The following is a 25203-nucleotide window of genomic DNA, read 5'->3' as shown; positions in this document are numbered from 1 at the left end:
GAGCAGTTTGACACATGAAAAACGTATACATTACCGCCATCGCCGCAACACTACCGAACGACCCTGTCAGCAATGATGACATGGAGTCGGTGCTGGGCCAGGCCGGAGAGCAGCCCTCCCGGGCCAGGCGGGTGATCCTGAAAAGCAACAAGATCAAGAATCGCTATTACGCGGTTGATCCAAAGACCGGCAAGCCGACCCACACCAATGCGGAACTGACCGCCGAGGCCATTAAAGCCCTGGGGGCCCCGTACGCCGAAGAACTGGATTGTCTGGTATGCGGCACCAGTATGCCCGACCAGCTTATGCCCAACCATGCGGTCATGGTTCACGGCGAGCTGGCCAACCCGCCATGTGAGGTTGTTGCCACTGCAGGGGTCTGCCTGGCTGGCATGTCAGCACTCAAATACGGGTGGATGTCCGTCGCTACCGGGCAACACAAGCGCGTGGTGAGCACCGGTTCCGAGGTTGCCTCAGCGGTCATGCGTGGCAAGCTTTTTGAGCCGGAAACCGCTGCAGCCGTGGATACGCTCGAGAAAAAGCCGGAAGTTGCCTTCGACAAGGATTTCCTGCGCTGGATGCTGTCCGATGGGGCCGGAGCGGTTGCACTGGAGCCAGTCCCGGCAAAGGAAGGCCTGTCACTGCGCGTGGACTGGATCGACATCCGCTCCTTTGCCAATCAACTGGATGCCTGCATGTATGCCGGTGCCCGCAAGCGCGAGGACGGCAGCCTTGAGAGCTGGAAAGACCTGCCCCATGAGACCTGGCTAGAAGAATCCACTTTTGCGGTCAAGCAGGACGTTCGGTTGCTGAATGAGAACATCATTCCAACCACCATTGAGCAATACCTGCCGGAGCTTATCGAAAAGTACCAGATCACCGCCGACGACATTGACTGGTTCCTGCCCCACTACTCCTCGGGCTACTTCCGTGAGCGGGTTTACGAAGGCATGAAGAACGGCGGCATGGAAATCCCGTTTGAGCGCTGGGCCACCAACCTGCCGGACAAAGGCAACACCGGGTCCGCCTCCATCTATATCATGATCGAGGAGCTCTTCCAATCCGGCAAACTGGAGGTCGGCCAGAAGCTGCTGTGCTGGGTTCCCGAGAGTGGCCGGTTCTCGTCATCGTTCATGTTGCTGACCGTATGTGATGCCCGGGCCGAATCATGAAACTGGATGAAGTCCCGCAGGACGACTCAAAGGCCTTCGAGGGCCAGCGTAAACGGCTTTATGCCCGCAACGCCGATGGTGAATATACCACGGCGCTGTCCAGCGGCTGGGAAGCCGAAGACGTCGTCCTGGACCAGGCGGTGGAAGAATACAACCGCTTTACCCGGGAAGCTCGCCAGCGCGTGCAACAGGGGCTTTCGTCACCGCTCGAGTATCACATATACGCCCACCGGATGGATCTGACGGTGTTGGCGCAGGCTACCGGGCTTTTCCGCTGGCAGGTTCGCCGCCACTTGAAGCCAGCTGTGTTTGATCGCCTCGGGCCCCGCAAAATGCAGTGCTATGAGGAAGCCTTCCAGATGACGGCCGAACAACTTCGCTCCCTCCCGCCGGAAGACGATAAAAACAATGACTGACTTTGACCACCAGCAAACCGCCCATTGCGAAAGCGGCGCGGTTGCCGCTCTGTTGCGCCATAACGGCCTTGATCTGTCCGAGCCGATGGTTTTCGGACTGTCCACCGCCCTCACTTACGCCTACATTCCACTGGTGAAAATGGGCGGCATGCCGCTGCTGGCTTACCGCATGCCACCCGGTCGCGTCATTCGGGGGCTCAGCAAACGCCTGGGCGTTCGCTTTCACTTTGAGCGTTTTCGTCGCCCGGCAGACGGCACCAGAGCTCTGGACCAGTATCTGCAACAGGGCTCCCCGGTGGGGCTGCAAGCGTCCGTTTACTGGCTGCCCTATTTCCCGGAAAACATGCGTTTCCACTTTAACGCTCACAACCTGGTGGCTTACGGTAAAGAAGGTGACGACTACCTGATCAGTGATCCCACGTTCGAAGAGCCCATGCGCGCGGACACCGCCTCGCTGCAGCGGGCCCGGTTCGTCAAAGGCATGCTCGCGCCGAAGGGGCTGATTTACTACCCGGAACCCATTACCGAAGCCCCGGATCTGCATAAAGCCATTCCCGGCGCCATCCGCTCCACATCCAATATGATGCTACGGACGCCACTGCCGTTCGTGGGTATCCGGGGCATTCGCCACGTCGCACGGCATATGGAAAAGCTCTCACCGGCCAACGAACATTACAACAAGCTGTTGATTGGCCACATGGTGCGCATGCAGGAAGAAATCGGGACAGGGGGTGCCGGATTCCGGTTCCTGTTTGCCTCTTTCCTGCAGGAATCCGCCGGCATCCTTTCCAACGACGGGCTCAAGGCAGCCGCCGACCAGTTCACCGACGCCGGGGACGAGTGGCGCCGGTTTGCCCTCTACGCAGCCAAGATGCTCAAGGGCCGAAGCACGCTGGATTACGGCAAGTTGGCCGCACAACTGCGCCAGGTGGCCGACATGGAACAACAGGGCTACCGGATGTTGCTGGACCTCAAGTTAGGCTGAGGCCGGTGCGGGGCGCACCATAATCACGTGAAAACGACCGTCCGTGTCCGCGGCGATAACCAGGAGCGGCTGGTCGTCGTCACCCTCCAGGTAGCGGATAATGGCGCCGGTGGCATGACCGGGATAGGCCGCCAGGCCGGGCTCAAAGTCGGTCAGCATCTGCCGGCTCTTCAGGCAGGTGGACGCCATTTTCTGGCGGGTCCACGGCGAGAGTGACACCCGGTAGGCCGTGGTCGGGTCCAGCCCGTCCAGCCAGTCCGCCAGGGCGGCTTCATCCTGAAGGGTAATCATATCGGTAATGGTGGCAAGGCTGTTGGCGCTGCCTTCCGGGGCCACCAGCAACCAGTGGCTACCCTCCCCCATGTCGGTATCGGGCTCCAGGCCGAGTCGGAACCGATGGTGCGCCAACGGCAGCACCGCTTCGTCCACCGACCCCACCAGTGCCTGCGAAACTGCTCCCGTGGCCACATCCATCGCCGCCAGTTGCAGTGCCGCCACAATCGAGGCATCGCCCCGGGAGACAAACAGGTTACGGCCCGACAACCGCAGGTTGCGGGCCACGAAGTAACCGGCCGAATTGCTCAGGGTATTGATAAAACTGGCGGGCTTGGGCACCACACCGGCACTGACCATCTTCTCGTGCACGCTGGTGGTATTGCCAAGCGACGCAAACCGCGACCCAATGTATAGGCCTACGCCTGACTCCAGCTCCGTGTTTTCAACGCAGCGGGCGGAACCAACCAGCGCCAGCTGCGTGAACCGGTCGATACGCCGGAACCGCTCGCGGCATACCTCGGCGGCCGCCGCCTTCAGATTTTCAAGGCCCTGCTCCGGGTCCACGGTCTGATAGTGATCTCCAACAGCGATAATCTCGAGCATAGAATCTGGTTCCGGCAATGGCTCAGTCTTGGTGGCGCAGGATCAGGCTGGAGTTGTTACCACCAAAACCAAAGAAGTTCAGCAGGTAATACCCGGGCTCCGAGGGCATCGACTCGCACATCGGTGTCACACCGAGCGCGGGATCGGACTCCGAAAAACCCCAACTGGCGGGCAGCCGGCCTTCAGTCAGTGCCGCCGCCATCAGCAGGGTCTCAAGTACCCCACAGCTGCCCAGAGTGTGGCCAAGGGCAGCCTTCATGGAGAAGAAAGGTGGCATGGTTGCGAAGCTTCGGCGCATGCCCGCTGCCTCACCGTCATCGTTCAGCGGCGTTGCCGTGCCATGGGCCTTGATGGCCCGGATATCCGACGGGGTAATGCCACTTCTGGCCATGGCCGCGTCCATCACTGCGGCAATGGTACTGCCGTCCGGATTGGAGGCTGAGATACTGTAGGTATCGCAGTTACTTGCCCCGCCCCACAGCATAGTTCCCGAGGCGTCATTCTGGCATCGTGAGAGCAGTATGGCACCACACCCCTCGCCCAGGACCAGGCCATCCCGACGACGATCAAAAGGGCGCATACCTTCTTCGGCCAGCAACTGCATACCGTGGAAACCGGCCAGGGTGGTATCGTTTCGAGCTTCCAGCCCCACCACCAGGGCGTGATCGTGCATGCCCATGTTGATCGCGGCAGCGGCATTGAGGATGGCGTTGGCCGTCGCGGTACACGCCGTGTTGAGCGCGAAGTCGGCGCCATGAAAGCCATACTTCCGCTGTAAATGCCGGCTGATCTGGCTAAACCCATCCAGGGGGAGCGGGATGGCGGCTTCTGGGTTCTCGTGGTACTGCTCCCGGTACCGCTCCTCTGCGATGCCAATGCCCCAGCACGACGAGCCGATAAACACCGGAATGTCGGCGCGCTGGTCCGGTGTCAGAGGGTGCTCAGCCAACAACTCTTCCATCGCCTGGTCCAACAACCAGTGAAGACGGTCCTCGGCCGCCTCCGGTGCCCCGACCACGCTGTGATAAGGCACATTCACAGGCTCTTCAAAATGCGACAGCGACAGCCTGTCGGGGCCAGGGGTGGCATCACCCAAAAGCGCATCCAGGTTGGCACGCTTACCCTGGCCCAGAGCACTGACAATGCCGCTGGCGGTAATTTTGACGGGTGCGTTCACGTGAGTCATTAAAACTTCTGGCGCCTCGGATTCAGTCGGAAAGAATAAAATCAGCGAGTGTGTTAACCGACGTCAGGGCCATGCGGGTCTCATTGCCACTATCAATGTGTTTCTTATAGCGCCGCTTGACTTCCAGAGAGATGCTGAGCGCGTCCAGTGAATCCAGGTCCAGCCGACTGTCCGGGCCGATCAGGAATTCATCGTCCCGGATCTCGTCTGCGTCCAGATCCACATCACACTCCTCGACAATCAGTTCCTTGAGTTCTGCTTTCAGTTCCGAAGTATTCATACGTTCACTATGGTTGATAAATGGCATTCAGATTAACCGTGCTCGGCAGCTCTGCGGCGATACCGCCAGACGGTCAGGCACAGCATCAGCGCTGTAAACCCGAGCAAAGCGCCAACTTCCGGCAGGGTATCAGTCACCGTGCCATTGCGGAGCAGAATGTCGAAAAAGCCATTCAGTCCCCAGGCCATTGGTGAAAAACTGCCGATCTGCTGCATGGTTTCAGGCATCAGAAAGCTGGGCACCATCACTCCGCCCAACGCCGCCATAATAATGTTGAACACCCCCGAGACGATAGTGGCCTGCTCAATCGTGCTGGTGATCTGGGCCACCAACAGGGCGTAACTGACCGCAGCCAGACTGGCTGCCACTGAGACCAGTATGAGTCCTTCCGGGTGTGCTCCCAGCGTCAGCGTATCGCCCCCCAGCAAAGGAATCAGGTACAGCCCGATCAGGAACAGAACCACTACCTGCACAAGGTTAACAACGAAATACGGCACCACCTTTCCCGCCAGTAGCTTCACCGGGCCGATTCCCATACTCCGCAACCGGAGCAGAGTCCCTTGCTGACGCTCGTTGATCAGTGTGGTGGACAGTGGCACCGCGATGAAAAACATGGCGAACAGCAACCAGGCTGGCACGTTCTGCTGAACCGAGGACGGCATGGCGCCGGAGTCGTCATAAAGCGAACGGGCCTCCATAAGGTCCTCGCCCTGTGCCTCCAGACTGCTCTGCACCCCCGGCATTGAGGCCAACCGGTAACGCAGGTACAGGCGATTCAACAACTCCATGACCCGGCCCTCGGCCACACTGGCAAACACCGGTGAGGTGCCCGGGGCAAACAGGACCTCGACCGCCGGCTTGCGCTGGATCAGCAGTTCATCGAAGCCAGGCTTGATGCGCACCAGAAATTTCACTTCATCCGCCTGGGCCAGCGCCTGCATTTCCTCCCAGCCGGCCTCGGTTGGCACCCGGTTCAGCGGCGACGTGTTGGCCAGGTCCCGCGCGAATGCGCGACTCAGACCACTGTCGTGTTCACTGAGCAGGTAGAAATCAAGATGGACGTCACTGCTCATGGCGTACTGATTCTGCAGGGCGAAAGTCATGATCAACACGAACACCGCCGGCATGACAAACAGCAACAACAGGCCGTGGGGGTCCCGCAGGAGCAACAGGAGCTCTTTTCGGATCAGTGCTTTCATCACGCCCATGTCAGTCCCTCAGCCCCCGCGTGGTGAGATCCAGGAACAGCGATTCCAGCGTTGACTGACGCCCTCGGACACTTTGGGGCGCCTCGGCCAGAAGCTCGGTCAGTGTGCCGTTACGTAATATCTGGCCATGATCCATGATCGCGATCTGGTCACACAGCTCTTCAACCTCTTCCATGTAATGGGAGGTGTAGATAACCGTCGTACCATTGCGCCCCAGTTGCCGGATCGTTTCAAGGATGAAATGCCGGGAATGGGGATCAATCCCCACGGTAGGCTCGTCCAGCAGCAACAGGCGCGGACGGTTGAGCAGCCCTATCGCCAGGTTCAGCCTCCGCTTGAGGCCGCCAGACAGTTTACCGGCACGGCTGTCCAGTCGCTCCTCTAGCCCGGTCTGGCCCGCTGCTTCATGGATGCGCGCGTCCATTTCGGCCTTAGGCACCCCCTGTACGCCCGCAAAAAACGTCAGGTTCTCGCGAACCGTCAGAGGCAGATAAAAGGCATACTCCTGCGGCACCAGGGATAACCGGGCCGCTGAACGGTTATCCGCCTCCGACATATCCCGGCCATCCACGAACAAACAGCCGGCCGGGCACGGAATCAACCCCGCCAGAATGGAAAGCAGCGTGGTCTTGCCCGCACCATTGGGTCCCAGCAGACCAAACAAGGCATTCTCGGGAATCTCGAGATCAATGCCTTTCAGGACCGGACGGGCCGAGGGCGAATAGCTGAACTCAAGCTGGCGAATGGAGATCACAGAGACACTCGCGGCATCAACAGATGCCCCCGTTGACCGACAGCACCTGCCGGGTAATGTAACCGGCGTCTTCGGACATCAGGAAGCTGATGGCCGCGGCCACCTCTTCCGGTTTGCCCAGGCGTTGGGTGGGGATCATCTTTTTGGCTTCTTCAACGGGCAGGTCATCCACCATGTCGGTTTCGATCAGGCCAGGCGCCACGCAGTTCACCGTGATCTTTCGCTTGGCCAACTCCAACGCCAGGGCCTTGGTTGCACCAATGATGCCGGCTTTGGCGGCGCTGTAGTTGACCTGCCCCCGATTGCCAATCAGCCCCGACACCGAGGACAGGGTCACAATCCGGCCGGGCTTGCGCCGGCGGATCATGGGCATGATCAGGGGATTGAGGACGTTATAAAAGCCATCCAGGTTGGTCCGCATAACCAGGTCCCAGTCTTCCCCGGGAATGGCCGGAAAGGCGTTATCCCGCGCCACACCTGCGTTGCACACCACCCCGTAATAGGCGCCATGGGCTTCAACGTCGGCCTCAAGGATCCGGGTAACTTCGTCGCGATCGGCAATATCGAACTGCAGGATCCGGGCACTGCGCCCCAGCGCTTCAATTTCCTGCTGAACCTCTTCGGCAAGGCCGGTTTCGCGGCGGCAGTGAAGAACAACATCGTAGCCATCCCGGGCCAGGCGCAGCGCCGCAGTGCGTCCGATTCCCCGGCTCGACCCGGTCACCAAAACTGCTTTTGACATGTTGTTCATCCTCCGTAATTTTCGCTGGGGTCGTCCGGCTGAAAGATATTCAGACGGCCACTGATGGTAAACGATGCCCCATCCGGCTGTCGGCATGTTAGCTGGCAGTCGAAAAGCCCGAGGCCATTTTCGTCCATCAGGGATTCCTGGACCCGCACGGTGAGTTCACTATCCACGGCAAACGCCGGACCTTCGGTGAGGTATTTACGGGTACCGACCAGGAAACCCACGCTGGCACCCTTACCTCGCTGCCGGGCGCGAAGCCCCATTAAAGCGGCCACCGCCTGGGCCATGTACTCAATCCCGACCCAGGCCGGCACCACGCCTTCGGTCAGAAACAGGCTGTTCCTGGTCACCATGGCCCTTGCCTCCAACCAGGTGTCACCATGGTCCACCACTCGATCCAGCAGGCTCATGTCGCCCCGATGACGAATCAACTCATCCAGGCAGGGTGCTGGGTTTCCTGTTGAAGTCATTGATCCGGCCTTCACTCAGCAGCACTGAGGATCAGGGCGATGTTGTTACCGCCAAAGGCAAACGAATTGCTCAGGACGTGCAAGGGCGCCTGGGGCAGAGAGTCACCGGGTTGCACCAGTGCCAGCTCCGGCAACTGTTCGTCGGTTTGACCATCCCACCAGTGCGGTGGCAAACGCCCATCCGAAACCAGCGTAAGCCAGCAAAAAGCCGCTTCCAAAGCACCGGCGGCACCCAGTGTGTGCCCAGTGAGGGGTTTGGTGGAGCTACACGGCAAGGGGCCGGTAAACAGCCCGGCAACGGCCCGACTTTCCATGCTGTCATTCTGCGGTGTGGCGGTGCCATGCAGGTTAATGTATCCAATCCTGTCCGGCGCCAGTCCGGCATCGGCCAACGCGGTCTCGATGGCATTGCGGGCACCAATACCCTCAGGGTGCGGTGCAGAAATATGGTGGGCGTCCGAACTCTCCCCCACGCCCGACAGGCGAACAGGCCCCGCATCGTGGGACATCACGAACAGGCTGACCGCCTCACCAATATTGATACCATCACGGTTCTGGCTCATGGGATTGCAAATGGCTTTGCTCACCGAATCCAGGGCATCAAAACCGTTCACGGTCAGCCGGCACAGGGTATCCACGCCACCACAGATTACCGCATCACAGACACCGGTTTGCAGCAGACGACGGGCACTGGCCAACGCCTTGGCACTGGAGGAACAGGCGGTGGATATGGTGGTCGCCGGGCCCGAGAGCCCCAGATGGCGTGCAAGGAACTGTGCTGGCGCGCCGATCTCCTGCATGCTGTAGTGATACCAATCAGGCAGCCCGTCCGGTTGTTCCTCGTCAAATGCCTTCTCGGCATCACCGATACCCGACGTACTGGTGCCCAGAACCACGCCAATGCGGTGCGATGGGTAACTATCCAACAAGGCATCCACAGACGCCTGCAGCTGTTCCAGCGCTTTCAGCAACAAGCGGTTATTGCGGGAAGCAGCATTGCCTGTCAACGCCGGCAACTCGGCATCAATCACACCCAGTGGCAGGGTATGGTCAGGGCTGAAAGCATCGGTAAAGGTCAGTTGTTTCTGCGCGGAGTTGAACAGCGCGTCGGCCACCTGATCTGTTGTCTCCCCAAGCGCGCAGACAACAGCGGGTTTGTGCAAATAAACGGGGGCAGTCATTGTCCCGCCTCACTCATGTTGTCCGGCCCGGAACGAGCCGCAAGTTCCTTGACTTTCAGGGTTTCGATGGCCATCACCAACGCCATCCGATGGTGCTTGATGGTCAACTGCGATCCCGCTTCGGGGCCGCCAAAATCGGCCGCGTAGCTTACCATTACAACCAATTCATCCTCAAGATAGAGTGCCCGCTCCCGAGCTTCCTGGCGTAGAGACCAGGGCCCATGATAGGCCTGCTGCAACGCTTCTTCCGGCCAGTAGGCCAGCTGCATTTGGGACAGCAGCCAGCGGGCCGGAACATCCCGGTCAACCAGCTCACTCTGCCAACTGGTTATTCGCCCACCTTCCTGCACGATGTCCAGCAGCCGCTGGCCTGTCAGCGTAAACCCCGTCATGCGCGTTTGTGTGGGCGAAAAACTGACCACCATGACCATGTGGTGTTTGCGGCCATCCATGGACAGGGTCATGCGCTGGTTCAGTTGGACATTGAGCCCGCCACTTCCGGGTTCCAGCAAGGGCGGCACCGGCGGCGAAGGACGAACGCCCAGCATCTGACAGCCCGCCAGGGTGGCCAATACCGCAACCAGCGCCCACCTCCATACCACTCTTCTCGCAGTATCAGGCACGGCAAAGCTCGGCCAGGGTACCCAGGCGGCGACGGCTCTCGCTGACATAGGGGTTACTCGAATCCCAGGCATAGCCGGCCAGGATCGAGGAAATCATCTGTTTGATGGATTCGTTGGGATTCTCGGCGAAGACCACGTCCTGGAAGGTACCCTCGTACCAGGCATCCACGTAGGTCCGGAAGGTATCCACGCCGACCATCAGCGGAGCGGCGTAATCCTCCTGCCAATCCACGGCTTCGCCGCTGAACTGACGGTGCAGGGTATCCGCCGCCAGGCTTGCGGACTTCATGGCGATGGTGACCCCGGAGGAGAACACCGGGTCCAGGAATTCCGCGGCATTGCCCAGCAGCGCGTAGTTCCGACCGGCCAGGTGTTTGACGTTGCAGGAATAGCCTCGGATCTCACGCGCGGGCGTGTCCCACTTGGCGTTCTCCAGCAGTGAGGAGAGATTGGGGTCTTCAGCCACAATCTCCCGCAGGATGTCCAGTGGCTCTCCCTCCCGGCTTTCAATGTACTCGGGCTTGGCCACCACGCCCAGGGAACAGCGGCCATTGGAGAACGGAATCAGCCAGAACCAGATGTCACGGCGTTTCGGGTGCACCGTAATCAGGATCTTGTCGCGATCATGGCCCGGGTGGTCAATGTTGTCTTCGATGTGGGTAAACAGTGACATGCGGACGGGGAATTCAGAGGGCGTCTCCAGATCCAGCAACCGGGGCAGCACCCGACCAAAGCCACTGGCATCCAGCACGAACTTACCGCGCGCTTCGTATTCCTGTCCCTGGTCAGTGCGTACCTTCAACCAGGGGCGTTCGCCACTGAAATCGACTTCCGTGATCTCATGGCCGTAGCGAATGTCGGCGCCCTGTTTTTCCGCCTCCTTGGCCAGCAGGTGGTCAAAGTGCGCTCGTTGCACCTGGAAGGTGGTTCCCCACCCCGGCGAAAACTTCTCGCGGAAATCGAAAGCGGAGTTTCTGCCGTCGTAATGAAAAGCGGCCCCGTTCTTGTATTGGAAGCCAGCCTCTTCAATGGCAGACACCATATCGGCTTCTTCCAGAAATTCCATGCACTGGGGCAACAGGCTCTCACCAATTGAGAAGCGCGGGAAGTGCTGCTTTTCCAGAATGGTTACCTGATACCCGTTTTTGCGCAGCAAAGCCGCAGCCACGGCGCCTGAAGGGCCGGCACCGATAATGATGATGTCGCTTTCCAGATCCTTTGTAGTCAACTTTCTGCTCTCCTATGAAGTACAAACGCAATCAACCACGCCAGTGCAATGCCCGGCAGAACCGTCATACCGTAGTGATGTAACACCGGTGTTTCACTCAACGCCAACAGGCCAAATGCCAGCAGGGAGGTGACAGCAGACAGGGTCACTGCTTCCCAGGCGTGCCACTCCCCATGGCTTTCACGCACAAAGATGCCAATATCCAGCCCAATGCCCAGAATCAGCAGGGTGGCCAGAAAATTAAACAGATTGAGTGGCTGACCCAGGGCCGACAGCAGGCCTAATGTAACCACCGTTGCCAGTGCCGGCGGCAAAATCACACGCCAGCATTGCCAACCATAACGCACAATCAACACCAGCAGCACAAGACCATAGGCCAGCGCCATCCACTGACTGAGGGTGGCCCGATAGTCCCCCAACAACGCCGACGTCTGCCCTACCCGATCAACGAAACGAACCCCTTCGAGTTTTCCGGCAAGTGCCGCAAGATCCTCATAAACAGCGGGGCTGGATACCTTCCCCAGCGTGATCAGGGCTGCATGGGGCCTCTCACTATTGTCGGTTTTCAGCCAGAGCGAATCGAACAGCTCGGCAACCGGGGACTGTTCCAGGTCTTTCGGCAGAAGCCAGCCGGCATCGTTATTCTCAAAGCGCGCCTGGCTTCGGGACGCCAGTTTTGGGGGCATTCCCAAGGCATCAAACAATTCGGTAGGAACTCCACGATCAAACACCGCGCTTTTCACCAACTGGCGATATTCCCGCTGACGCACAATGGAGGGCACCCAGCCCGAAACCGACTGGTAAACCTGCAAACGGCCGTCAACCACCAGCTTGTCCAGATAACCACTGGCTTGTTCTGTCCGCTCCAGCACCTGCTGGATAGATGCCCCTTCCACCAGCAAGAACCGCGCGCTCCCTGGGCTTTCACTCAAGGCCTGCACCTTCTGTTCCTGCGCCATCAGATCCGGCGGCGACGACTGCAAGGCAGACAGGCTGTCATTAAAACGCAGGCCCGGAAAGCCTGATAACGCAACCAGCACCAACACCCCCAGCAGAACAGCCAGAACACCACGGAAACGAACCAGCCCCTGCAGCCATTGGCCAAGCTGGTTCTGTTGCCGGCCCTGGCCAAGCCATCGCTGCGCCAGGGGAAACCACAGCACCACCGTCAGCCAGGCACCGATCAGGCCGGCGGCCGAGAAAAGGGCAATCTGTTGCAGGCCGGGAAACGGGGTCAGTGCCTGGGCGCCATAGGCAAGGCAACTGGTCACAACACCCAGGGTAATTCCCGGAAGGATATGACGAATACCGTGCGTGACCCGATCCCGGGCATGACAAAGGTAATGAAAGGCGTAGTCGATGGAAACGCCGACCAGACTGGCACCGAAGGCCAGGGTCACCAGGTGCACACGCTCGAACACCATCAACGATGCTGACAGTGCCACCAACAATCCCACGCCCACACTGACCACCGGCAAGGCCAGATAAGAGAAGGAACGAAAGTGCCACAAAAGCAGCAACACAATCGCCATGAGGGAACCAATACCAATGGTGGACAGTTCGCTGCGGGCCTGCTCAGCGCCCGCAGCCGCGTGAAATACCAGCCCCGAACGTAGAAATTCAGTGGCCACATCGTTCTCACGCACCTGGTCCCCGGCAGATTCAACCGCCCTCAATACAGGCTTCTGGGTGGCTTCGGCGAAGGGATCACCTGAGAAGGTTGCCCTAATCACCCGAAAATGTTCGTTGCCCTGCCGGGCATAAAGGCCATGCTGGTCGGGGACAAACCCCGTTGCCGGGGTCAGGCCTTCCATCCACATACCCAGCAGGTTCAGGGGATCATCAACCACTGAGGCAGGCCGGGGCCGGCCTATGGGACTGACCATTTCCCGGACAGCGCGGTTAACCAGCGGCTCGGTCTCGCCTTTCGCCAACCGTTCTTCGACCTCATCGGTCAACAACTGGTATCGGTAAGGTTGATACACCGCTGCGAGAGCCGACAGGGAGCCAACGTCAGCCTGGGTTGTTACGGAAGTGAAGGCACCGGAGGCTGACAGGCCATCGGCGACCTCCCCGGCCAACACCTGGAGCTGGTTCCGGTCAGCCTGAGCGCCACCGATAAGCAACAAGACACGATTGGCAATGACACCATCCATGCGTTCCAGGGCCCGGTCCACAACCGGCTGGCGCTTGTCCTGGGGCAGCAAGGCCAAAATGCTGGTATCAAAGGCGCTGGCTGACAGCCGGGACGTCAGCTGCACTGCCATAAAAACCAGTGCGATCGCCCAAAGTAGCGCGAGCCAATGATGAGTGGAACGGTGCGCCATCACGAATCAGTGTGCTTTTACATCATGAAGCTGTATATGGGTCTGGTCGCCGTTGGTCTCCCTCAGAATGAGGGCATTGAGGTAGGCCTCACCCTGCAATTCAATGGAGCTCAGGTGGGATTGAAGCATGTCGCCTTTGGGCGTCAGTTCAAAGCGCCAGGGCGATCCGTCCTGAAGGGTACGGATGGTAAACCGCTCAGACAGCTTGTCCCAGTTGCCGCCAAAGATGGCAAAGAACACTTCGCTGATCGCGCGAGTCATGGGTTGGTCGTCTACATCCATGCGCATGACCACTTCACCATCCTGCTCTTCGACGATTTCGTCGGCGGTAATTCGCAGCTGGGTAGGCACCGGTTTTTGAATGTTCCAGCGCAGCCCTTCGTCAGCATCAAACGCAAAGTCACCACTGGAATCCAGTGTGGTATCCAGATCGGCGATGTACTTGCTCTGATCAAACTGACCGGCCAGAGACTCCACTTTGGCCTGCTCGCCCAACAGACTCTGCAGAGCCGAAGTGCCAGCTTCGCGTGTCTCGGCCGCCCATGCTGGAGCCACCAGGCTGGCCACCAGGGACAATCCCACCATCCATTTCCCAATACACAGGGCGCCTTTCATGATCCTTCTCCTTCAACCCGTGCGACCTTATCCAACAACACCTGAGGGGAGGCGAAGCACATTTCCCAGCTCGATGTATCCAGCGCCACCTGAACGGTATGGCCCCGGGTCAGACGCTCTCCGGTCACGTCATCGGTGATCAGGTAATCGATTTTCAACCGATTCTCCCATTCCTTAAGCACCGCCCGCACATTCAATACCTGGTTGTAACGCGCCGGTTTGGCATAGCGCAGATGCATATCAATCACCGGCCAGGCATACCCGGATTCACGCATGCGCCGGTGATCGTAATCGAGCTTGTCGAGCAGTTCACATCGGGCTATCTCGAAATACTTCACGTAATGGCCGTGCCAGGCAATCTCCATGATATCAATATCATGGAACGGAACTTTCACCTTCGCGTCAGCATAGATCATCACGAATCCTGTCCTAGCCTTCCGGATACAATGCCCGTTCGCGATTCTGGATACGGGCAATCAGGGTACGCAGTTCCTTATCCAGAGCCCGGTCCTCGGTCAGTTTCGGGCTGCTCTCACGAACCCACTCCAGGGTGCCCTGCAGCGAGGTGCCAATGCTGTCCCAGGACAAATCACCATTTTCAACGCGCAATTGCAGCCCCTGGCAAACCGAAAACAGCGCAGAGGCAGTGACCTGTTCAGTCAGTTGCAATACACGCAGGCAGTCACGGGCAGCGATGGTGCCCATGCTCACCTTGTCCTGGTTATGGCACTCGGTGGAGCGGGAGAAAACGCTGGCCGGCATGGTCAGCTTCAGGGCTTCGGCCGTCCAGGCCGAGGCGCCGATCTGGAGGGCTTTCAGCCCATGGTTGATCGCAGCCCGCTCACCCTTGGCGCCAGACAGGTTGGCCGGCAGGCCATGGTTGAATTTCACATCCATCATCTGGGCCATCTGGCGATCCAGCAAGTCCGCAATGTTGGCCACGGCGGTTTTCATGGAATCCATGGCGGCAGCAATATGACCACCGTAGAAATGCCCGCCATGTAGCACGTGCTTGCCTTCAGCATCAATGATGGGGTTGTCATTGGCACTGTTCAGTTCGTTCTCAATGAACTGTCGCAGCCATGGCAGGGAATCCTCGAGCACGCCGATCACGTGTGGAGCGCAACGCAGCGAGTAACGGTCCTGCAGGCGGTTCGGGTTGCGAGGCGGCTCACCGGCGTGCAGGTCGTTACGCAGGCGCGCGGCGACATTCTGCTGCCCGGAGTGCGGCTTCACGGAAAACAGGACTTCATCGTAGTGATGAGCGTTGCCATCCAGCACCAGGGTCGCCATCGCGGTAATGCGGGTGGCCAGGCGCGACAGGTACTCGGCCCGCTCGAACGCCAGACACGCCAGTCCGGTCATCACCGCCGTACCGTTCATGATCGCCAGCCCTTCTTTGGGCTTCAGACGAAGCGGCGTAATGCCTTCCTCGGCAAACACTTCAGCCGTCGGCCGCCGTTCGCCACGCCAGTACACCTCGCGCTCGCCGCACAACACCGCCGCCACGTAGGACAACGGCGTCAGGTCGCCACTGGCACCAACCGATCCTTCGGAGGGAATAACAGGCACAATGTCTTTCTGCAGCAACAACGTCAGTTGCTCCAGCAACTCGAAGGTCACCCCGGAATAGCCGAAGGTCAGCGAGTTCAGTCGTGCCGCCACGACCGCGCGGCCCTGCATCGGATCCAGCATGTCACCGAGGCCACAGCCGTGGAAGGTAAACAGGTGATGAGGCAGCTCGGCCACCAGCTCATCGGGGATCATGGTGGTGCAGGAATCGCCGTACCCGGTGGTCACGCCATAGATGGCACCGTCTTCCTCCAGCAACTGTTCCAGAAAGGCACTGCCCTGGCGAATGCGGTCAGCAAAAGCCGGTGATGGACTGAGCATGACCTCCTGCTCACCCCGGGCAATGGCCGTAATGTCTTCAATGGTTATCGGTTTATCGTCAAAAGTGATCATCGTTTCGGACTTTGTTTACTAGTGGAATCGGCAGCTGAACGATGCCAGTACGGGTAGAAGTTAAACCACTGCAGCGGCGCCTTCTGGCAGTAATCAGCCAACAGATCGGCCCATCGCTGTGTGGTTTCCTGCAGGGCCTTCTGCCGATCACGCCGTGGCAGGCGAATCCGATCAGCAAAATGGTCCACGTAAAGATCAAAAAACGGTTTACCGCCGCGCTCCCGGCGCAGGCAGAAAATCGTCAGCACCGGGCAGCGGAGAATGGATGCCAGCACAAAGGGACCCTGCGGCATATCACAACGCTCGCCGAGGAATGACACCTCACTGACATTACCCTGCCCGGATACCGGCGTGCGGTCCCCCGCAATAACCAGAAGCTCGCCGGCATCGATTTTCTGCTGTAGCAGGATCGCCGTTGCCGGACTGATTTCAGACACCTGAATCACATTCAGGTGAGCTTCACTATTCGCCCGCGCCAGCATTTCGTTAAAGCGCGTGGCGTGGGCCGTGTGCATCAATACATTCACGGTCACGTTGACGTTGCGCTTGGCCAGGGCCCGACAGATTTCCAGGTTTCCCAGGTGCGACCCCACCATGATACACCCCCTGCCCTGGTGCATCAGATCGTCAAACACTTCATGATTATGGAACGCCAGTGAGTCCAACGAAATATCGCCCTGCCACACCGCCAGCTTATCGAGGATGCTCTCCCCGAAGTTCATGAAGTGGCGATAGCTTTGCAGCAGCAACGGCTGCTGGGAAGTTAACCGGTTATCAGCGCGCATGTGCCGGAGGTATTCCAGAGAGGCTCTTCGGGCTGCGCCCCGGAACAGGAAATAATAAAGGATCACCGGGTAAAGAACGATCCGGAACGGCAGACGCCCCAGCCAGCGATAGATCGCAAACATGAAGCGAATGCCGCTGATGGCGCCGGCCTCAGTGACCGTGGACCAGTGCCGTGGCTTCATAAAGACAGGCCCTTGACCGAGTCACGACGGCCAATCAGGCGCGGCAGGCGCCACAACATGCCGAAAAGCAGGCGAATGTGCAGTTTGGTCAGCAGCCAGTTGTCCTCAAAGCCCCTGAAATGGGAAATCCCGTCAAGGGGATAGCTTACCCGCGTTTTGGTCTGCACAATCCGGCCGCCCTGCCAGAACCACTTGACCAGCACCTCCGTGTCGAAATCCATGCGGTCACCCAGGCTTTCCGCGCGCAGCAGCTGGCAGATAGGCGCCACCGGGTAGGCGCGGAATCCGCACATGGAGTCCTGAATCTCCAGAGAAAGGGTGTTAATCCAAACCAGGATGTGCGTAAGGTAACGGCAATAAAACCGCAGGAGGGGCACGCTGTCATCGTAGTCCGGCATACCGGAAATAACCGCCTCAGGATATTGCCGGGCCAGATCCATCAGCCGTGGAATATCCGCTGTATTGTGCTGACCATCGGCGTCAATTTGTAAGGCGTGCTGGAAACCGAGCTTTTCCGCGCGCAGAAGCCCAACCTTGACCGCAGCTCCCTTGCCGCAATTTTCCGGTAACCGTTCCAGGTGAACCTGCGGGTCCGCCTCCGCCAGCGCTCTGAGCACATCTGCGCACACGGCGGCGCTGCCGTCGTCCACCAGCACGACCGGCACGCCCAGATGGCGAATGTCGGCAACCGTCGGACCAATCGTGTCCGGATGGTTGTAAACCGGAATAATCACGCAGAAATCAGACATCAAATAGGCTCCTGCAAGGCATCAAAGACCATCCGCCCGGAAGAAAAAGCCGTGTCGCCATCGTGGAGCCTGAACACAAACCGGCTGCGCTCCGGCTGTAACGTAAGCTCCATGAATACTTCGCGGCCTGGCCGAATCAGTTCCTGAAATTTTACCGTTTCCATTCTCGAAAAGGTGTCCCGGCTCGCCAGTTTCTCATTAAACAGGGCCCGGGCATAATGCTCGGCCCAATGAATCTGAGCGACCCCGGGCAACACCGGCAGCTCATCAAAATGCCCCTGAAAAAATGCCAGCTCCGGCTGAACGCGCAGGTGCAACTGCACCTGGTTGGCGGCCAACCACTCCTGCCCGAGCAGAACCGGAAGGCGGTTATCATTCAGAACTCCCGCTTCGGGAGTGGTACCGCCGGACTTATCAAACAGCACCATTAAATTGTGCTGAGGCACCTTGCCCTGGGCATTACGGGGCAAGGCGTCAACCAGGCGCCATCGACGCGGCAACACGGGCGTCTCGAAATCATCCGCCAGCCATTGACGCAAGGCCCGGGACACCGCGCGTTTACCTTCGGTTTCCAACCAACGCTGACCGGATTCATCCAGCGCCGCCACCACCGCCGTCTCCGTGCGCCTTCCTTCCAAAACAACCACACGAGCTTCTGTCACCCTTGGGTGAGCGGTCAGACGGCTCTCCATGCGGGTCAGCGACACCCGTTTACCCTCGATTTTGGCAATACGATCCAGACGCCCCAGCAAGCGGAACCGGTTGCGATCAAACACCTCCGCCCGATCACCGGTCTTCAACCAGTTCTGATGACCCAACAGGGGAGACTGAAGCAACAGAGCCCCGGATTCCGGGTCACAATCGACCGCTATCCCCTTGAGGGTGGTCCAGACCTCGTCTTCCGTCTGTTGACGCCAGGCGATGCCCCCGGTTTCGGAACTGCCAAAAATTTCTGTGACCGGCACGCCAAAATAGTCCCGACCAAAGACACTGTGCTCAAGGGCCAGCGGTGCCGTTGAGGAAACCACCAGGCGCCAGTTCCCTTCAGCCTTTTCACCCGTCTGGCACGGCCACCGGGACAAATGACTGGGGGTCGTCACCAGGACCGAGGAAGGCAGCCGCGAGGCGTGGGCCAGGGCATCTTCGGCATACTGGCAAAGCTCGGAAACAAAGGGCCGACCACCAGCCAGTGGCCATAACACCCGCCACAGCAGACCATATATGTGCTGGTGGCTGACGGTGCCAATCACGGCTGATTGCCCGGCCACTAGCCCCCATTGCGCTTCATGCATGGCCACTTCGTCATCAAGCTGGGCAAGGGCCATGGGCACCAGCTTCGGTGTACCGGTGCTGCCGGAGGTCAGCACAATCACTGCCGGGTGAGCCGGGTCCAGGGCCGGGAACGAGCGCACTTTGCCCCGGGTCGCCGGCTCCGGTTGGCGAATGACCGGCAATGTTAGCGGCTCGTCGAAATCGCCGGCCAGAGCCCCTACCCGCCCCTTGATTTGCTCGATGGTGGCCGGCAGCCGATCGCCCATGAGAAGCGCTGTCTTGCCGGCATACCATAGCCCGAACAGTGCCGCTGCAAACTCAAAGGTGTCCTTGATATACACGCCAAACACCGCCGCCGGCTGTTGTTCCGCAGCCAACTGCCAGTCCGCGACCCGATGCTGGAAATCCTGCATGGTCACGCCGGTGTTATCCCTTAGGGCGACAACCCTATCCGGCTCGACCACAGATTGAAGAAGCCCGGTCAGGCGCTTGGGTTCAGTCATCATGCTGGCTCCGATAATAATGGCGGAACAGCCACTCACCAAGGAACAGCAGCCCCATCAGCAGATAACTGATGAAGCCGTTGTAGAGGGTCCAAACCCAGTCCTGGGCATAGACGGTAGCGCTGGCGATCACTGCGTTGATCAGGAAGAAGCCGCACCAGAGCCAGGTCACCTGGCGGGTATAGGCAACACCGGAAGGCGGCAGTTCAGGCTCTTTCAGCCGCGCCAGACGTTCTATCACGGTGGGGGGAAACACCAGACTCCAGACAAAGACAGCGAGCAGGCCGAGGCTCATCACCACCGGGTAAAACTTAACGCCAACCACCGATTGCTGGAACCACGACCAGGCGGTGAGTACCACACAGGCAGTCAGCCACCACCAGCCACTGCGCTGGCCACGCAGGGCGCGCGCACCATGCAGTATGCCGATCGGCACCAGCAACCAGACGGCAGCACTGGTTCCGGCGTGCTGGAGGGTAAGGTAGACCGCTACCGGATAACCCACTGAAAGCAGGCCGATAGCGATCCGCGGCAGCCATTGCATAACGTCAGGCCTGGTTCACTGATGACACAACAAAGAGACAGCGCTCTCTACGAGTGGCAAGACAGGCCTATCAGGCTGCTTTGTGGCTGGCCACCAACTCCGCCAGACTATCAATGCTGGCAAAATGTTTGCGGGTTTCCTCGGAGTCGGCTGCCAGCTTGATGCCATAAGTCTTCTGCAGGGCCAGGCCCAGCTCCAGGGCATCAATGGAATCCAGCCCCAGGCCATCAATAAACAGTGGCTCGGAAGAGTCGATATCGTCAACGGTAACGTCTTCCAGGTCCAGTGCGTCGATTACAAGCTTCTTCAGCTCGGTTTTCAGCTCAGTCATGGTGAGCAGTCTCCCTGATGAAATAGTCTTTTATGGTTGCGGTCAGATGCCGCGACATAATGGAGGGTTTGCCCTCCAGATACGATGTAACATCCAATTCTTCGTCCACCCGGAAGCGCATATGCAACCGCCTTTCCGGCACCCGGTACCAGGGGGTGTTTTTGGTCAGGGCCGGCGGTGTGCATTCGATAATCACAGGCCGCAGGTTATGTCCGGTTCGAATGGCTATGTTGGCGGCACCCCGCTGCAGGTGGAACGCTTCGCCCGGGGTGGTTCGGGTTCCCTCTGGAAAAACAATCAGGCTGTTGCCCCTGGCAAAGGATTCATCCGCCGCCTTGATCACGGCCCTGGGGTCATCATTCGTGATATACCGGGCAGCCTTCACAGCCCATCTCATGAACGGGCTTTTCCGCAGGCTGCTCTTGACCACGCAATCGGCGCGGGGCATGAAAGACACCAGAAAAACCACATCAATCAGTGTCGGATGGTTCGCGATAACCAACTGCCCCGGTTGGTCGAGACGTTCCAGGCCACTGGTCTCAACCGACAAAGCTCCCAGCTTCTGCATCAATGCGGTAAAAAAGCGAAAGCACAGGTGTATCCAATACTTAACAAATCGTTCCTGACGCAGCTCGTCCCTGAACACAGACGAAATCGGCACAATCGTCAGGGTGAACAGCAGGCACCCCACACCAAAAACCAGAAACGAAAAGCCTGTAGCCAGCAAACGCCAAAGTCGGTCCAGCATCTTCATGCAGATGTCCGGGCAAGCTTGCGCCATCGCCAAGTGCGTCGATCAGCGCTTAACTCCAACGTGGGGGTATCCTCCTGCAACAGGAACCTCAGGAATTGATCCGCGCAGGCCAGCTTCTTAACCGGTGCCTGTTCTTGCAAATCCTGGCGTTCTTCCAGTGAAAACGCCACGGGAATGCCCTCGACCGATTTTGCCAGGGAGACACGAACAGCCAGCGCCTGGACATCGTGCTGCTCCAGATCGAACCTCTCCAACGGCTCCGGCAAGGGATCGTCGTAAAACACGCACAGGATCTCATCCTCGTCGCCAGGGCGCACGGCCAACTGGGTATAAGCTTCCAACAACGCAGCGCAAACCGTATCCGGCCCTGCGGAAATCGCGGAAATCGGAGAGAATACCTTGTTGGCAATCGAGTGAATCCCCCCAATCGCGTTATGGACCGACAAGCTGAATGATGCCGGCGACAGGGGCGCTTGCACTGCCAGGTCCCGCAGAAGCTTTACCGTGCGCCCTACCTCACCATGCCGGGAGGCAAAAATGGTGGCAATGGGCTCAGCACGCCCTTCATCCAATAACTGACCAGCCGCCCACAAAGCTGCCCGGCCCATCGGGCTCAGGCGGCGACGCAACATGGCGTTCACCCAGGGCAAGTCCGGCTTATAGCCAGCTTCAGCCGCGCTTCCTTCGTTGCCATCGGCCCAGGCCTGCCATTCCTCGCGCTGCATACGGCAAGGTGAAAACGCGGCCCAGTCACTGATCGTTATCTGAAAACTTTCCATACCGAAGGTAATTCCATGGCAACCCGGACCGCCGGCAAAAACAGCACCTGCTAGCAACGGGAACTGGCCTATCAAGGCGCTTCTATTTAAATGAAATTTTGGCAACTTATACGCACCGGCCGCGATTCTATCCCGCTATCTACAGCGCCGCAAGAAACCACCGGAATATGTAACAATGTGTTACATTCAGCCAAGACCAGCCTTTTGCATCAAATTTTGAGAGAATTCCCTGCGAATTCAACACATCCGCCGCAACGAGGAACGATCAAGGTGCAAACCCCGGAGCCCGCCAGCACACAGGTCTTTCTTTGTGATTCAGGCAACCTGCTTCCGATGCCTGAAGAACACGAGCAAGCCCTCCGCCTACTCGGGCCCAGCGAGCAGGCGCGACTGGCGCAATACCAAGGCCGACGATACCGGGAATTCCTGCAAACCCGCCTGCTGCTACGCCAGGCCTTGAGCACCACAATACCCGGCGCTCCGCCTCCGGAGCACTGGCGAATCAGCGAACGCCCGGAACAGGCACCGCTGGTTCACCAGGCTGTCGACCAGGGATGGCGCTATTCGCTGTCCCACAGCCGGGGATGTATCGCCATTGCCATCAGTAACGCCGGCCCCTGCGGGATTGATCTGGAGCATCAGCGGCCACGAGCCAACCTGATGGCGCTGGCCGAGCAGTGGTTCCACCCGGACGAGACCGAGTTTCTGGCCAGCCTGGATAAACCTGACCAGATTGTCGCTTTCTACCGTCTCTGGACGATGAAGGAAGCCCTGATCAAAGTCACAGACTCCTCGGTATTCTCTGGCATCCTGGCCAGCACCCGCTTCACGGCCTGCGGCAACCCGGAAACATTGCAAGGCGTCCAGGCCCACAGCCTGGCACTACCGAAAGCCCCTTTCAGCCTGGCCATAGTCTGTGCCGGGAAGCCGCCGCTTGATGTCACCGACGGCTACCCGCTGGAAACGGCAGAGCGCGTTCGCCCCACCCTCACCAGCTATGCCATTGACCCTGCACCCAGCCTCGCTCAGGCAACGTCCGGGCGATCCATGTAGGCTTTCAACACCCGATAAAGCGTGAAACCGTCCCGGGTGCCCACCAGCTCACGGATGGAATGCATGGCAAACTGGGGCACCCCGATATCCAGCGTGGTGATGCCGAGGGTGCCGGCCGTCAGCGGCCCGATGGTACTACCACAGCCCATGTCACTGCGCACCACAAAAGATTGGTGCGGCAGCCCCAGCTCATCGCTGATGTGGCGATACAGCGCAGCAGACCGGCTGTTGGTGGCATAGCGCTGGTTGTGGTTCACCTTGATCACCGGTCCCTGATTCAGAACCGGGCCATGGTTTTCATCGTGCCGGTCCATGTAGTTCGGGTGAATACCGTGGGCGTTATCGGCGGAGATCATCATGGAGCGGGCAATGGTCCGGGCCTTGTCGGCACCGCACCAACGATCCAGCACATTGGACAGGAACGGCCCCTGCGCCCCCTCCGCAGACATGCTGCCCACTTCCTCGTGGTCGTTGCAGACCAGCAACGCCGGCTGGTCGCCAGAAGCATTCATCAGCGATTCCAGCCCGATGTAGCAACTCAACAGGTTGTCGAGCCGGGCTGAAGCAAGAAATTCCTCGCGCAGACCCACCGTCGAGGCGCCCTGGGCGTCGTAGAAACTCAGCTCGTAACCCAGCACCTTGTCGGCGTTGATGCCGGCTTCGCTGGCAATCTGGGTTTTCAGCAGATCGGCAAAGGTGGTGGTATCGGTCTCCGGCACCTGCATCATCACCGGCGGAAGGTCGGTCTGGGCATTCACCGTACGACTGCTGTTGGCCTCCCGGTCCAGATGGATGGCCAGACTGGGAATGATCGCCACCGGCTTTTTGAAGTTCACCAGCGTGTCTTTCACCTGCCCGTCTTCATCCAGCACGGTCACCCGACCGGCCAGGGACAGATCCCGGTCAAACCATGGATTCAGCAGCACACCGCCATAGACTTCCACGCCTAACTGGAAGAAGCCCTTGCGCCGGATTTCCGGGTTGGGCTTCACTTTCAGGCAGGGGCTGTCAGTGTGTGCGCCGACCATGCGAATTCCGGCTTCGACAGGACTCTTTTCGCCCGTGCGGAACGCGATAATGGAGGACCCGTTTCGGATCACGTAATAACCCTGCCCCTGTTCGAGGGACCAGGTATCGCGCTCGTCCAACTGCTGAAAACCGGCTTCGTCCAGCCGGCTTTTCATGGTGTTCACCGCGTGCCAGGGCGTGGGTGAACGGTCCAGAAATTCGATCAGGTCGTTATTGAATTCAGTGTGTTCCATGATCTTCCCGATTGCATGATAATAGCGGCCACAGTATCGCACGAAACCGGATACCCATGGCGGTTTGGTGCGCTATCTGAACATTCAAAAACGCTGGAGTCCACTGTGTCGATCCCCCATTTTCTGGACATCGAATACTGTCAGACCGACGACGCCCTGTTTCCCACCGCCATGGCCTGGTCTTTGGCCGACGGCCGCATGAAAACCGTGGTCATCAGCCCGGACGAATCCTGGCTGCCGGAAGACGGCGAATTAAGCGATCTGGACCTGCTGCACCTGGAAGAACAAGGTGTGCCGATACTGGAAGTGGTGCGCGAACTCCACGAGGACCTGCCGGATCAGACGGTGTTTGTGGATGGCATGGACCCGGATGAAACCCTGGTGGACATTCTGTTCAGTGCGGTAAAGCAGGAAGCGCCATTCGAGATCGCCCCGGTAACGGAGCTGATCAAGGATCTGGACATCGAAACCCTGGAAGACCGCCGCCGGCAGTTGATGTTCGAGGAAGGGCTGGAGCCGCAGTTGCCGGAGAATGGCGTTTATGCCTTGCTCTTGTTGGCTCGGGAGGAAGGTTATCTGGAAGAATAATCAGGCCCCTGGTTATTCCCTCGGTTGAACCGCTAACACGGAGCGGGGCAGGGTTGCCTTTTCTGGAACCGCTACGAGCACATCCCTGTGCGCTTATTTCAGGCCATCCATGGCCTTCAAAATTCCAGAAAAGGCAACCCTGCCCCGCTCCTCGTGCAAAACCTAAATCCTCTGACAACACGCGAACAGCACCGGTTAGCAACGTTCAGTGCCGGAACCCTCTTCCTGAAATTTCGAAGGCCATGGATGGCCTGAGAGAAGCGCACAGGGATGATGGGATGAACACCTCTTGTTGAGATCGGCGTCAAGGCGCCACTATTGGATTAGGTGCAATAGCAAACAACAAGAGGTGTTCAAGATGAA

The 25203-nt window shown here is 59.0% G+C and carries 27 protein-coding genes; 5 read left to right on the top strand and 22 right to left on the bottom strand.

Annotation, left to right across the window (positions count from 1 at the left end; genetic code table 11):
- Positions 1-14: 14 nt before the first annotated feature.
- Genes BY454_RS04965 through BY454_RS04955 form a run of 3 tightly spaced genes read left to right on the top strand, consistent with a single transcriptional unit; the run spans position 15 to position 2573 of the window.
- Positions 15-1172, top strand: a complete 1158-nt coding sequence (locus tag BY454_RS04965; RefSeq protein ID WP_104415775.1) for a beta-ketoacyl-ACP synthase III — start codon at positions 15-17, stop codon at positions 1170-1172.
- On the top strand, positions 1169-1588 hold the full coding sequence (locus BY454_RS04960; protein ID WP_104415776.1) for a hypothetical protein: 420 nt from the start codon (positions 1169-1171) through the stop codon (positions 1586-1588). Before BY454_RS04965 ends, BY454_RS04960 begins: the two co-directional genes overlap by 4 nt.
- Positions 1581-2573, top strand: coding sequence for a BtrH N-terminal domain-containing protein (locus BY454_RS04955; RefSeq protein ID WP_104415777.1), 993 nt, complete (start codon positions 1581-1583; stop codon positions 2571-2573). Before BY454_RS04960 ends, BY454_RS04955 begins: the two co-directional genes overlap by 8 nt.
- Here BY454_RS04955 and BY454_RS04950 read toward each other — a convergent pair.
- The 21 genes from BY454_RS04950 to BY454_RS04850 all read right to left on the bottom strand — a co-directional run bounded on the left by BY454_RS04950 (position 2565) and on the right by BY454_RS04850 (position 21937).
- Positions 2565-3452, bottom strand: a complete 888-nt coding sequence (locus BY454_RS04950; protein WP_104415778.1) for a beta-ketoacyl synthase N-terminal-like domain-containing protein — start codon at positions 3450-3452, stop codon at positions 2565-2567. The two genes, BY454_RS04955 and BY454_RS04950, sit on opposite strands and share 9 nt — an antisense overlap.
- 22 nt (positions 3453-3474) lie before the next feature.
- Entirely contained in the window at positions 3475-4638 is a 1164-nt protein-coding gene (locus BY454_RS04945; protein WP_104415779.1) for a beta-ketoacyl synthase N-terminal-like domain-containing protein, read from the bottom strand.
- Between the two features lie 22 nt (positions 4639-4660).
- Positions 4661-4945: an acyl carrier protein gene (locus BY454_RS04940; protein WP_219820604.1), complete on the bottom strand. Its 285-nt coding sequence runs from the start codon at positions 4943-4945 to the stop codon at positions 4661-4663.
- 5 nt (positions 4946-4950) lie between these two features.
- Complete coding sequence (locus BY454_RS04935) at positions 4951-6126, bottom strand: ABC transporter permease (RefSeq protein WP_104415780.1); 1176 nt, start codon at positions 6124-6126, stop codon at positions 4951-4953.
- 1 nt (position 6127) lies between these two features.
- Positions 6128-6880 carry an ABC transporter ATP-binding protein gene (locus BY454_RS04930; protein ID WP_104415781.1) on the bottom strand — a complete coding sequence of 251 codons (753 nt, stop codon included), beginning with the start codon at positions 6878-6880 and terminating at the stop codon, positions 6128-6130.
- Positions 6881-6896: 16 nt separating this feature from the next.
- Positions 6897-7622, bottom strand: a complete 726-nt coding sequence (gene fabG / locus BY454_RS04925) for a 3-oxoacyl-ACP reductase FabG (protein ID WP_181049649.1) — start codon at positions 7620-7622, stop codon at positions 6897-6899.
- Between the two features lie 5 nt (positions 7623-7627).
- Positions 7628-8098 carry an ApeP family dehydratase gene (locus tag BY454_RS04920; protein ID WP_146082688.1) on the bottom strand — a complete coding sequence of 157 codons (471 nt, stop codon included), beginning with the start codon at positions 8096-8098 and terminating at the stop codon, positions 7628-7630.
- Between the two features lie 11 nt (positions 8099-8109).
- Positions 8110-9279, bottom strand: a complete 1170-nt coding sequence (locus BY454_RS04915; RefSeq protein ID WP_104415784.1) for a beta-ketoacyl-ACP synthase — start codon at positions 9277-9279, stop codon at positions 8110-8112.
- The gene (locus BY454_RS04910) at positions 9276-9881 is read right to left on the bottom strand and encodes a DUF3261 domain-containing protein (protein ID WP_181049648.1); all 606 of its coding nucleotides are present in this window, start codon (positions 9879-9881) and stop codon (positions 9276-9278) included. Before BY454_RS04910 ends, BY454_RS04915 begins: the two co-directional genes overlap by 4 nt.
- A 13-nt stretch (positions 9882-9894) precedes the next feature.
- Complete coding sequence (locus BY454_RS04905; RefSeq protein ID WP_104415786.1) at positions 9895-11130, bottom strand: NAD(P)/FAD-dependent oxidoreductase; 1236 nt, start codon at positions 11128-11130, stop codon at positions 9895-9897.
- Positions 11127-13397 carry an MMPL family transporter gene (locus tag BY454_RS04900; RefSeq protein WP_104415787.1) on the bottom strand — a complete coding sequence of 757 codons (2271 nt, stop codon included), beginning with the start codon at positions 13395-13397 and terminating at the stop codon, positions 11127-11129. Before BY454_RS04900 ends, BY454_RS04905 begins: the two co-directional genes overlap by 4 nt.
- Positions 13398-13463: 66 nt before the next feature.
- Positions 13464-14072, bottom strand: coding sequence for an outer membrane lipoprotein carrier protein LolA (locus BY454_RS04895; RefSeq protein WP_104415788.1), 609 nt, complete (start codon positions 14070-14072; stop codon positions 13464-13466).
- Complete coding sequence (locus BY454_RS04890) at positions 14069-14488, bottom strand: acyl-CoA thioesterase (protein WP_104415789.1); 420 nt, start codon at positions 14486-14488, stop codon at positions 14069-14071. The genes BY454_RS04895 and BY454_RS04890 overlap by 4 nt, the downstream gene beginning before the upstream one ends.
- Before the next feature lie 13 nt (positions 14489-14501).
- Positions 14502-16037: an HAL/PAL/TAL family ammonia-lyase gene (locus BY454_RS04885; RefSeq protein ID WP_104415790.1), complete on the bottom strand. Its 1536-nt coding sequence runs from the start codon at positions 16035-16037 to the stop codon at positions 14502-14504.
- Positions 16034-17005 carry an LpxL/LpxP family acyltransferase gene (locus BY454_RS04880; RefSeq protein ID WP_104415791.1) on the bottom strand — a complete coding sequence of 324 codons (972 nt, stop codon included), beginning with the start codon at positions 17003-17005 and terminating at the stop codon, positions 16034-16036. Before BY454_RS04880 ends, BY454_RS04885 begins: the two co-directional genes overlap by 4 nt.
- Positions 17002-17754: a glycosyltransferase family 2 protein gene (locus BY454_RS04875; protein WP_104415792.1), complete on the bottom strand. Its 753-nt coding sequence runs from the start codon at positions 17752-17754 to the stop codon at positions 17002-17004. Before BY454_RS04875 ends, BY454_RS04880 begins: the two co-directional genes overlap by 4 nt.
- Positions 17754-19532, bottom strand: a complete 1779-nt coding sequence (locus BY454_RS04870; protein WP_104415793.1) for an AMP-binding protein — start codon at positions 19530-19532, stop codon at positions 17754-17756. Before BY454_RS04870 ends, BY454_RS04875 begins: the two co-directional genes overlap by 1 nt.
- Positions 19522-20073 carry a COG4648 family protein gene (locus tag BY454_RS04865; RefSeq protein ID WP_104415794.1) on the bottom strand — a complete coding sequence of 184 codons (552 nt, stop codon included), beginning with the start codon at positions 20071-20073 and terminating at the stop codon, positions 19522-19524. The genes BY454_RS04870 and BY454_RS04865 overlap by 11 nt, the downstream gene beginning before the upstream one ends.
- A gap of 70 nt (positions 20074-20143) precedes the next feature.
- Positions 20144-20404, bottom strand: a complete 261-nt coding sequence (locus BY454_RS04860) for a phosphopantetheine-binding protein (protein WP_104415795.1) — start codon at positions 20402-20404, stop codon at positions 20144-20146.
- Entirely contained in the window at positions 20397-21158 is a 762-nt protein-coding gene (locus BY454_RS04855; protein ID WP_104415796.1) for a lysophospholipid acyltransferase family protein, read from the bottom strand. The genes BY454_RS04860 and BY454_RS04855 overlap by 8 nt, the downstream gene beginning before the upstream one ends.
- Entirely contained in the window at positions 21155-21937 is a 783-nt protein-coding gene (locus BY454_RS04850; protein WP_104415797.1) for a beta-ketoacyl synthase chain length factor, read from the bottom strand. The genes BY454_RS04855 and BY454_RS04850 overlap by 4 nt, the downstream gene beginning before the upstream one ends.
- Before the next feature lie 333 nt (positions 21938-22270).
- Here BY454_RS04850 and BY454_RS04845 point away from each other — a divergent pair, with 333 nt between their 5' ends.
- Positions 22271-22990 (top strand): 4'-phosphopantetheinyl transferase family protein, encoded by a 720-nt coding sequence (locus BY454_RS04845; RefSeq protein WP_181049647.1) that lies wholly within the window; start codon positions 22271-22273, stop codon positions 22988-22990.
- Here BY454_RS04845 and BY454_RS04840 read toward each other — a convergent pair.
- Positions 22963-24252, bottom strand: coding sequence for a M18 family aminopeptidase (locus tag BY454_RS04840; protein ID WP_104415799.1), 1290 nt, complete (start codon positions 24250-24252; stop codon positions 22963-22965). The two genes, BY454_RS04845 and BY454_RS04840, sit on opposite strands and share 28 nt — an antisense overlap.
- Before the next feature lie 105 nt (positions 24253-24357).
- Between BY454_RS04840 and BY454_RS04835 the strand changes: the two genes are divergently transcribed.
- Entirely contained in the window at positions 24358-24840 is a 483-nt protein-coding gene (locus BY454_RS04835) for a hypothetical protein (protein WP_104415800.1), read from the top strand.
- Positions 24841-25203 lie beyond the last annotated feature (363 nt).

Source organism: Marinobacter persicus (genome assembly GCF_002934325.1).
GTDB lineage: Bacteria > Pseudomonadota > Gammaproteobacteria > Pseudomonadales > Oleiphilaceae > Marinobacter > Marinobacter persicus_A.
The sequence above is the reverse complement of the archived record's forward strand: the minus strand, read 5'-3'. Positions and strand labels throughout refer to the sequence as shown.